Annotated in this window: 6 protein-coding genes and 1 pseudogene; 4 read left to right on the forward strand and 3 right to left on the reverse strand. The window is 51.3% G+C overall.

Going from position 1 to position 6,731, the window contains the following annotated elements:
- The 3 genes and pseudogenes from HMPREF3014_RS16025 to HMPREF3014_RS16035 form a co-directional block, all read right to left on the reverse strand.
- Positions 1-398, reverse strand: a 398-nt coding sequence (locus tag HMPREF3014_RS16025) for a TraI domain-containing protein (RefSeq protein ID WP_177344980.1), incomplete at its 3' end; no start/stop codon positions are given.
- A gap of 142 nt (positions 399-540) precedes the next feature.
- A pseudogene (locus HMPREF3014_RS34395) lies at positions 541-846 on the reverse strand (transposase); the annotation flags it as partial.
- Positions 847-916: 70 nt separating this feature from the next.
- Positions 917-2,179, reverse strand: coding sequence for a DNA methyltransferase (locus HMPREF3014_RS16035; protein WP_003117092.1), 1,263 nt, complete (start codon positions 2,177-2,179; stop codon positions 917-919).
- 91 nt (positions 2,180-2,270) lie between these two features.
- On the opposite strand from HMPREF3014_RS16035, the gene HMPREF3014_RS34400 reads away from it, so the two are divergent.
- The 4 genes from HMPREF3014_RS34400 to HMPREF3014_RS16050 are packed head-to-tail and all read left to right on the forward strand — an operon-like array spanning position 2,271 to position 6,431.
- A complete protein-coding gene (locus HMPREF3014_RS34400; RefSeq protein ID WP_071534129.1) occupies positions 2,271-2,615 on the forward strand; it encodes a helix-turn-helix domain-containing protein in 345 nt (114 codons plus the stop codon).
- Positions 2,616-2,659: 44 nt separating this feature from the next.
- Entirely contained in the window at positions 2,660-4,693 is a 2,034-nt protein-coding gene (locus tag HMPREF3014_RS16040) for an AAA family ATPase (RefSeq protein WP_003117091.1), read from the forward strand.
- A complete protein-coding gene (locus HMPREF3014_RS34665) occupies positions 4,683-5,375 on the forward strand; it encodes a hypothetical protein (protein WP_023093055.1) in 693 nt (230 codons plus the stop codon). The genes HMPREF3014_RS16040 and HMPREF3014_RS34665 overlap by 11 nt, the downstream gene beginning before the upstream one ends.
- Positions 5,376-6,431: a PD-(D/E)XK nuclease domain-containing protein gene (locus tag HMPREF3014_RS16050; protein ID WP_003117089.1), complete on the forward strand. Its 1,056-nt coding sequence runs from the start codon at positions 5,376-5,378 to the stop codon at positions 6,429-6,431. It begins immediately after the preceding gene.
- The last annotated feature ends 300 nt before the right edge of the window (positions 6,432-6,731 follow it).

A 6,731-nucleotide genomic window follows, 5' to 3' on the forward strand; every position in this document is an offset into this window, starting at 1 on the left:
CCATAAGCCGCGGCGGCCGACCAGGCTTCAGCCTGGGCTGACTGTGACTCTGGTGCCGCGCCCACAGGGAGCAGGTAAGTCTGCCGCACCTTCAGTGCGTAGGCCACGATCTCCAGGCCGTGATCGATCATCCCGCCTGGATGGGCATGGTGATGGTTTTCCGAAGCAGGGAGCTGCTGGACCAGCTCGGCGTAGTTGGCCAGTGGTCGGCGGTAGATCTCCTCGAATTGCTGCTTGGATAGCGAGGCACGCTGCCAGATGTTCTCCAGTAGCTGCCGGCGCCGAGGCGTGCCGAGCAGTTCCATGCTGCTCAGAGGAGGGAGGAATCCCCCTGGGGCAGCTTTGGTTGGTGGGGTGGGGGACGGCTTCCTGGATATCCAGGAAAGGAGTTGAAACATGGGAGGCTCCATGACGATTCATGGAGCGGGCTTTTCCGCCAGATCAGGGGCTGGCAACAACGATAAAACAACGGTGGCGGGCAAGGGGTATTTTGTTGGCAATGTGCCATCCTCGAGCAGGGCCTCCCATCGCTATCGATCACTGGACTATCAGCGCGTACGATCGAGTGCGTCCGACATCGAGAGAGCGGTAGCTTTTTTAGGATCGTTGTCTCCCGTTCCAACCAGTTGATCCGGGCCTCCATCTCCTAGATCTTCTGCTGTTCGGGGGGAGGCTTGTTTTTCGGGGGCCCGCCATCGCGCTCCTGCTGTATCTGCTTTACCCAACGGCGCAAGGCCGAATCCACCGCTCCCAGCGAACGGCAGGCGCCGATATGTCTTGGTCTAGCACCAAGGCTCCGGCCTCTGGCTTAATCTCCGCGGAAAACGTACGTCGTTGCTTGCTCATCAGACACCCCTCTCTCGGCGATGATCTCGCCTAAATCGGCCTCGGGGCAGTAACACTACAATCTACCGCGTTATACCTTGCGAAATACGACCAAGCTTTCTGCTAGTTCTTGCTTTCCGCCTTGCTGCGCGGATGATCTCATTGAGCGAAACGCCTCAACGTGTACTGCTTCAAATCCACAGGTGGGCGCGAGCTCGGTCAGGATCTCTGCTACGGGGATGTGAATGTTCGCATAAAGACTGTCCCCTACAACCGCCCATGCTTCACCTTGAAGAGGCAAACGGTTGGCCAAAGACTTCATCACGCCGGCCATGTCCGCAAAATAGCCGTCGACCATGTTGGGAATCCAGCGACTCCAAAGCAGCTCACGACTGGCATGCAGTTTCTTCGAAACGTCATCCAACGTTGCTGATCCAAGTGGGCGCGGTGCGTAGTTGCGTTGAATCTGAACGTGGGACGCCAATGTCGACTGACGCAGTGAACGATTATCAGCGGAGTCGTTCAGGTAGCCCAGCACCCACAGCTCAACGTTGTATACGTCGGTATAGTCGAACGAGTTGGGGTAGGGGGGCGAAAATACCGCGAGATCTGCCATAGGCGCATTCGCGATCGTTTCGCGGCAGTCGCCCCGGATGAGTGTGTACTTCGACACGGGGCGAGACGCATAACGGGCAATTTCGTAAAGCGCTTTTTGAACCCTGTTCAGAAATTGTTGATCCACCGTCTCAGGGCTCTGTTTCCTTAACTGCCAATTTTGCCTGTATCGACGTCCTTTGCCACTGATGAGCACGTTACTTACTTCAACCAGAAAGCCACCAAGGATCGCTCTGAAGAACATCTGATGGATGGGATTGGATAGGCTGGCAATAGCCTTACGGTAGGACTCGATTCTTTGCGCGACGTCATGTTCGAACAGCCAACGATTATTGACTCCCGGAGCTACAAATGTGGTTGGAAGCCAGCTCAGGTCGTGGTCGCCTCGTATGCTGCGCACCGCACGAATGATCTGACCCAAGTCATGAGTCAGGGACGTGCTGTCATAGGCGGTGAGTTTCGCTTCAATGAGATCAGCCAGATAGGGATTGACCTCCATGGTAACAGGCTCAACCCCTAGAAACTGGCAGGCCAAAGCCGTTGTTCCCGAGCCTCCAAAAGGGTCGATACAGGTGCGGACAGGAAGGAGACTTTCCCTGACCGCTCGGGCGACGAGTTCTGGCGCGAATGCCTCCTTGAAATGCCGCCAAGTCTGAAAGGGCAGTTTCTCTGCGCCCGCATTCGTCCCTAACGTATTGATTTTGCGGCCTTTAGTCCATTGGTCAAATGCGATCTGCATCGCTGCCTCCTTCTCATCTCAAACGAATTGCCACAGTTGAAATTCTGGTGCTAAATATACGCTTATTTTCAAAAAATATACGTATATTTGTATGATCCGCAAAGACGCTGCGCAAGACGTTGGGCGCTTGCTCGCCGAGTTTTTCAAACGAAAGGGCTTGACACAGGCGCAGGTGGCAGAGTGCTATGGCGTTTCGCAAAGTTGGGTTGGACGTGTGTACAAAGGAGAGTTCGGAGTACGTGCTCAATCTGTTCAGAAAATGTGCAACGACGCCAGTGTTTCATTCCTGACTGAGCTTCCAGAGCAGGACCAAGCCACCTCATCAACCAGGCTTCGTCTTACTCGCCTCTTGGACAGTGTCTGGGAGGGAACAGAAGAAGATGCGAAGGTCCTTACTCAAGCACTGCTGGCAATCAAGATGCTACGCCGCAGCTGACAGTTAAGGTTTCGCTTGAGCAGCATGTATATAGGGAGATAAATGTGCGTTCTAGCATCAGCCTTCCAGTTATTGAGCGGTTGGTAATCCGGAACTTCTCACTCTACCCTGGTGAGCATGGCAATGGACTGGACATTGCATTCGAAAATGGCATCAGTGTGATTGCAGGTATCAATGGTATTGGCAAAACCACATTGCTAACCCTATTGTTAAGGTTATTGCTCGGGCCGAGTAACCCGGAAAAGGCGACCAAGAATGTGGGGCGGGTAAGCCAGCGACGCTTGGTTGAGCCAAAGAAGTTTGACTTCTTCTCAAGCCGGGTTCCTGAAAAACTGGACGATGATGCCTACGCCACTTTGTATTTCAGCGTGGGGCAGAGGAAAGTGGAGGTCTCGCGATACATGCGAGATATGCGTATAAAGGGAGTGAAGGTTTCCGGACGCAAGTATACACCAGCAGGTGAGACGGCATTTATTGAAGAGCTGGCCTCCATGAGTGGACTACTATCAGCGTACGACTTTCACATGGTAGTCAGATATCTTCAGTTTTTCGGTGAGGACCGTTTGCCGTTGCTATGGGAGCCGTCGGCTCAGTTTGAATTCTTTAAGATACTATTCTTTGACGAGTCAGTGGCCGAAACGTTAAATAAGCTTTTTGCACTTATTCAAAAAATCGACTCTGAGTATCGCAATAGAACAAATATTCTAAATCGCAGAAAAGATACTCTACCTTCTCTAGAACGTCCAGCCTTGTCCATTGAGGTTCAAACATCTCAAGGTCAGCTCAAAGAGGCGAAGGCGGCCGCCGCCGAGGCCGAGGTTGAGTACATCAATTTAAAGCAAGAATTTGACATGTTGCAGCGCGAAGAGAATCAGCTGCTGCTCCAGACCGATGATGGGCAAATAAAACTTGCTGAACTTGAGGCTCAATTCTTGCAGGCCGACTCCAAATTTATTCTTCAGGCTTTACCCTCGCTTGGAGATAAGGAGCGTTTTTTAATGCAGGGCTATGCTACGGGCTGCGGTTGTTTCATTTGTGGAGCAAAGTCAAAAAAACAGCTGTCTGGTATCAGCAAGAAAATCCGTAAAGGACATTGCTTCGTCTGTGACTCTCAGACCCCAGCATCGAACCCGCCCAGCATCACCCCCATAAATGTAAACGATATCCATAGAATCGAGGCGGATCTTGACTCGATTCGACGACACCTAGCTGCGAACGACGCAAAGCTTGCTGAAATTGAGGAGCATAAAGCTAGAATCGCACCGCTATTAAGATCCGCAGCGACCAAGCGTGCCCTTACGCTGCAAGCAGTTGAGACCTTGGATATGTTGCGCCCTGTCGATGAAGGACAGGAGATGTATGACGTCTACTCAGAGATTGACCGAGAGCAAGCTGAGTTGGACGTACTAGCTGAAAATCGCAAACGCTACACATCGGAGTATCGGGCAGCCGTCGATAATGCACAGGAGGAAATGTCAACTTTGAAGGCTGACCTCGAAACTCGTCTGACGAACTACGCCATGGAGTTTCTGCAGGAGCGCGTGAGTGTTGCCTTCAATCGCCAGACGCCGTTCAAGATCGCCACTGGTGCAGATCGAGTCAATATTCCTGCCTTCACCGTCAAGATGACTTCCGGCACCCATAAGCTGCCAAGCGAGCGATCAAGCAGCAGTAGCGTTTCTGAATCCCAAAAAGAGTTTCTCGACCTCGCGTTTCGCATGACGTTGCTCGATATGATCAACACTAATGGCCAGAAAATGCTGGTGATTGAGACACCCGAAGCGAGTCTGGATAGCTGGTTCATGCGTCGAGCGGCGGATCTAATGCGTAGTTTTGCCCCTGAAGATTCAACGGCACCGAGAAAGGTAATAGCGACCTCAAATCTCAATGGCACGGAAATGATTCCTGCCCTGTTAGGACTGATCGACGCAAAAGGCAAAATATCGAAGCTACAGAGCCATCGATCCAACCACTTTATAAACCTACTTGAACTGACTCCTTCGCCCGCAGCGCTCTCCGAAGGTAGAGCGGTTCAACTGCTGCATGAAGAGCTTGGGAGGTTCTTGAATGCTAAGTGATAAGGCGCTCCTTAAGCGTGATTACGAAAAGCTACAGTTTGTAAGGTGGGTTCTTTTCTTAATCACGGCGGCAGAATCTGCTGGGTTGAACTCATTAAGCCGAGCTAGACTGCATGCGCTATTGTTTATGTCCTTTGCTTCCGCTCGGTTTTATGGGTTACAACCGTTGCGCCAGCGTGCGCAACGAACTCCGCATGGTCCTTATTATCGGGCAGCCCACTTGGCCTTAGGGCATTTAGTATTTGCCGATCTTGTCTCCGTTTCTGGATTTAAGGCTCATCCGTCGCCTAAGGATCTACAATTTGACGGGGTGTTCAAGCTTAAAAAGAATGGCTTGCAGGTCTGCAAGGTTCTTCGTCAAACTGATATGGGTAGGAGAATTTATAGTTTCCTGCTTGATATCTGTCTTGGCGCGGTACAATCGCTCGAGGCGGAAGGTATCCCGGAGGAGCAGGAAGGACAGTCGCTGGATCGGATGCTGGTTCAGGACCTGACGTATGTATCCGCCTTGAGACGGCCAGGTGAAATGCTTCTGATCGAAGAGGATGGGAGCGAAAACACGCCGACCGTCGAGGGACTTAGAAAAATACAATCTATACTCGGTCACAAGACTTTTATCAATAGGAAAGATGTTCTGAGTGCCTATCAGTCGATCCTGCGAGCTCGAGCAGAGGTGGCATGAATGACTATTGAACCCACCTTCACGTATTCTGAGAAAAGCCACATTGAGAGGCTTCGCCCTGGAAACTCCGGCAGCTCGGAAGATCAATTCATCCAAGAAGTTATCGACTTTTATCGCTATTGGCAGAGCAAGCGTTCTCTTGGCGACTATGGAAGCACGGAACAGGCGCTCTTGATGATTTTTGCGGAAACGCCGGACGTCGATTTGGGACTTAAAGACTATGTCCCAACAACGATCTCACGCATAAGAAGACGTTCGGGTACGGTAAGTCAGGGCATAGCCGTTTGCAACCAGAACTTTCGCCTGATGGTAAGACTGCTCGACGCACTAACTGTTGACGAGGCGTATGACTTCATCGAGCACCACCTCGGCGATCAACACACTTTTGTGATTGCCAAGTTCGGCCAGCAGACTATCCAAATCCATCGTGCAGGCCAGCCGTTGGATGACTGGATTCATGAGCCGGATGAAATTTTGATCAAGAGCACCGATGAGAATATTACGCCTGACAGTTTGGCGGAGGATCTACGCGTCTTCCATCATGAATGGCTCAGTACTCCACGTGCGATTGGTGCGCGGACCATGTGGGAGCTGAACAAAACAAAGACGCAGTACGACTTGCGCAGTGGACCAGAGCGTAGTGTTCAGTCGTACTTGTTGACTTACTTGAGGGCTTCCTACCGAAGGTCAGGAGTGTTTGTTAATGAGGAGATAAACAATCAGGGGGGGAGAACGGACCTGTATGTGCAGCGAGAAACAAGTCCAGGGTCGAACAAACAGATAAACACAGTCATAGAGCTTAAGGTGCTATCACCTAAGAAGTCTTTCGAGCGAAATCTTGAGTGGGCCAAGGAAGGAATCACTCAGGCTAAAGGCTATGCAAATGCGAATACCGATGCGGCTTTTGCATGTTTATACGATGCGCGACGCAATAAGCTTGCTATGCCAGAGCTTCCGGCCTTTGCGTTGGCTAACTCCGTAAGGCTTGAGCACTATGAGATGGAGGTGCCTCTACCGCCGCCAAAGAAGAAACCTGCTAAGATGGCAAAAGCATAGACGATGTCTGTCCAGAAATAGGTCAGGACTTCCAAGACTTCAAGGTTGCGCGATACGGTCTACTTATTCTTCATGCTAGGTAGGGGGAGGCGATACGATACCACGCAATAACAGCACTAAATTAGTAATCCAGCTGTTGTGCCTTGTAGTGGTCAACTCATCCTAGACAGTGGGTTGACCACTACATGCCTCTCTTAGTATGGCACTTCTATTATTCTCGATCTCAAGCGTTCAGATCGTCATATGATGAACTGAACGTGGTGTCAGGCCGTAGCCTTTTCGTGTTCGCCGGCGCGAACG

The organism is Pseudomonas sp. HMSC065H01, from assembly GCF_001815235.1.
GTDB lineage: Bacteria > Pseudomonadota > Gammaproteobacteria > Pseudomonadales > Pseudomonadaceae > Pseudomonas > Pseudomonas aeruginosa.

Coding starts and splice junctions, on each gene's coding strand:
- HMPREF3014_RS16050 (WP_003117089.1), top strand. CDS start 5,376: ATGACTATTGAACCCACCTTCACGTATTCTGAGAAAAGCCACATTGAG.
- HMPREF3014_RS34400 (WP_071534129.1), top strand. CDS start 2,271: ATGATCCGCAAAGACGCTGCGCAAGACGTTGGGCGCTTGCTCGCCGAG.
- HMPREF3014_RS34665 (WP_023093055.1), top strand. CDS start 4,683: ATGCTAAGTGATAAGGCGCTCCTTAAGCGTGATTACGAAAAGCTACAG.
- HMPREF3014_RS16035 (WP_003117092.1), bottom strand. CDS start 2,179: ATGCAGATCGCATTTGACCAATGGACTAAAGGCCGCAAAATCAATACG.